The organism is Sphingomonas caseinilytica (assembly GCF_023516455.1).
GTDB lineage: Bacteria > Pseudomonadota > Alphaproteobacteria > Sphingomonadales > Sphingomonadaceae > Sphingomicrobium > Sphingomicrobium caseinilyticum.
The window spans coordinates 1-1,621 of the sequence record NZ_JAMGBA010000005.1 but is presented as its reverse complement, the minus strand read 5'-3'; the positions used below and the strand labels follow the sequence as shown (position 1 = coordinate 1,621).

The 1,621-nt window shown below is 58.4% G+C and carries 3 protein-coding genes; 1 reads left to right on the top strand and 2 read right to left on the bottom strand.

The genetic code is table 11. The features are described from left to right. Positions 1 to 337: 337 nt before the first annotated feature. Positions 338 to 463 (bottom strand): hypothetical protein, encoded by a 126-nt coding sequence (locus LZ496_RS14020; protein WP_283938132.1) that lies wholly within the window; start codon positions 461 to 463, stop codon positions 338 to 340. A gap of 481 nt (positions 464 to 944) precedes the next feature. Between LZ496_RS14020 and LZ496_RS14015 the strand changes: the two genes are divergently transcribed. After that, the gene (locus LZ496_RS14015) at positions 945 to 1,070 is read left to right on the top strand and encodes a hypothetical protein (protein ID WP_283938131.1); all 126 of its coding nucleotides are present in this window, start codon (positions 945 to 947) and stop codon (positions 1,068 to 1,070) included. 167 nt (positions 1,071 to 1,237) lie between these two features. Here the strand turns inward: LZ496_RS14015 and LZ496_RS13830 are convergent, their stop codons facing one another. After that, a complete protein-coding gene (locus LZ496_RS13830; protein ID WP_249905321.1) occupies positions 1,238 to 1,426 on the bottom strand; it encodes a hypothetical protein in 189 nt (62 codons plus the stop codon). Positions 1,427 to 1,621 lie beyond the last annotated feature (195 nt).

Below are 1,621 nucleotides of genomic sequence, written 5' to 3'. Positions count from 1 at the left end.
AAAAACTGGCGCAGCCGACGAAGCTGGAACTCGATCAGCCCCATAGGCCGGATGGCCCATGCGGTGTTTCCAATTGAACTTTCTGGACGGCTACAGCGGGCAACTCATCTACCGTGAAATGCTCGAGGCAGAAGACGAAGAGCAGGCGATTAGGCTTGCCGAGGGTCGTCGTGGTTTAGCGCCGATGGAGTTGATTTGTGACGGTAGGCTAGTGCGGGAATGGCCCGCTTTCCCGCCCACTTAGCAACCAACCGGCGACGCCCGCGTTTCTTCCGGCAAGTTCCAGTTGTCACCAAGGGAGCATGCCCGCCGGGTGTAGCGTTGTCCGGCGGGCTTTTTATTGGCCTAGCTTTTCGGCTTCTTCGGCCAGCTTGCGATACTCTCTAGCCAAGGTGAGGTGGATTTCCGCGATTGCATCGTTGGGCGCTCTTGCGGCCGCATCGCGCTCTTGTAGCTCGCGCATCCGGTAATACTCCGAAGAGTCATCGAGTATCCGCATGGGCCGCCTCCCGGCGAGCCGCATATCACAAAGTCGGCTTATCGACATTCCCCGACAGAGTTAATCCAGCGGCGGCACGCCTTAAGGGGAGGGGTTGCCGCTTGGTCGGAAGTGTCCGACCAGCCCCCGATGTGTTGGGGACTTCCGACCGAGCTTTCACTTGCTTTCAATTGCTTACTGTCGCAACCTTAATCCACGTCAAGTTTTGTCTGTTGCGTGGGAAGTGATCATGGTCGAGTATCGCCGTGGCGTAACTAGTAAACGTAAGAATGACCTATGGCATTGGCATTCGGACTGCGAGTCCTACCCGGCCAAGACCTTCTCCATTCGCAAAGATAAGCCTTCCGACGACGATCTATGCCCGCGATGCGCGAGTTGCGCTGAAGATATGCGCCCCCGGTCGGCGGCTTGATACGGCTCATTGTTCGGGCATTTTCGGGGCTATTTGCTCTTCCCGGCTAGCCTCGGCCTCGCACTCTTCGGCCATGGCCAGAAGCGCCGCCTTGGTCCGCTCGTCCATCCAAATGGCGAGCCGACGACAGTGTTCGGCTTTACGGCGGAGTTCGGCTGATTTCCCCTCCATGAAGCCAAGACTGCCAGCGGTAGGTGTTGTTCCGCGCTTCGTCGCATTTGGCGGCTTGCGCGCGGGCCTGCGACCATGATGGGTGGAAACCGTAAATTGGCCCTGTTTGGATGACACCCCGCCGGAGTCCAAAACTCCGGCGGGCGTGTTCGAGGTTACTGGCTCGTTGAGTTGTCGCCCTCTGCCAGTTGTCGATATCTTTCGGCTAAGGCGAGATGGATCTGTCTTGCCGCGGCATCATTTGCGTTGGCAGCCACTTCGCGCTCCTGTTTTTCCCGCTTGCGATAGTAGCCATGCGGATGTTCCAAGGGCCGCATATTTGCCTCCTCGGGTTGTCCGGTCATGGATAGGAGGCGGAAGCCCGCCACGGGCCCAAGCTGCCACCTCGTGCTCCAATGCAATTAGGCTTCGACGTTTTCTCTGGCTGAAATGTCGATCGCGGGCTGTTCGGGCTGGCCTCCTCCGATCGCAACCTTTCTTGGTCGCATCGCCTCGGGAATCTCACGAACGAGTTCGACCGAAAGCAGACCATCCTTCAG

What these genes read in the sequence shown, in the direction of transcription:
- LZ496_RS14020 (WP_283938132.1), bottom strand. Translation starts at nt 463, where the DNA reads ATGCGCGAGCTACAAGAGCGCGATGCGGCCGCAAGAGCGCCCAACGAT.
- LZ496_RS13830 (WP_249905321.1), bottom strand. Translation starts at nt 1,426, where the DNA reads ATGACCGGACAACCCGAGGAGGCAAATATGCGGCCCTTGGAACATCCG.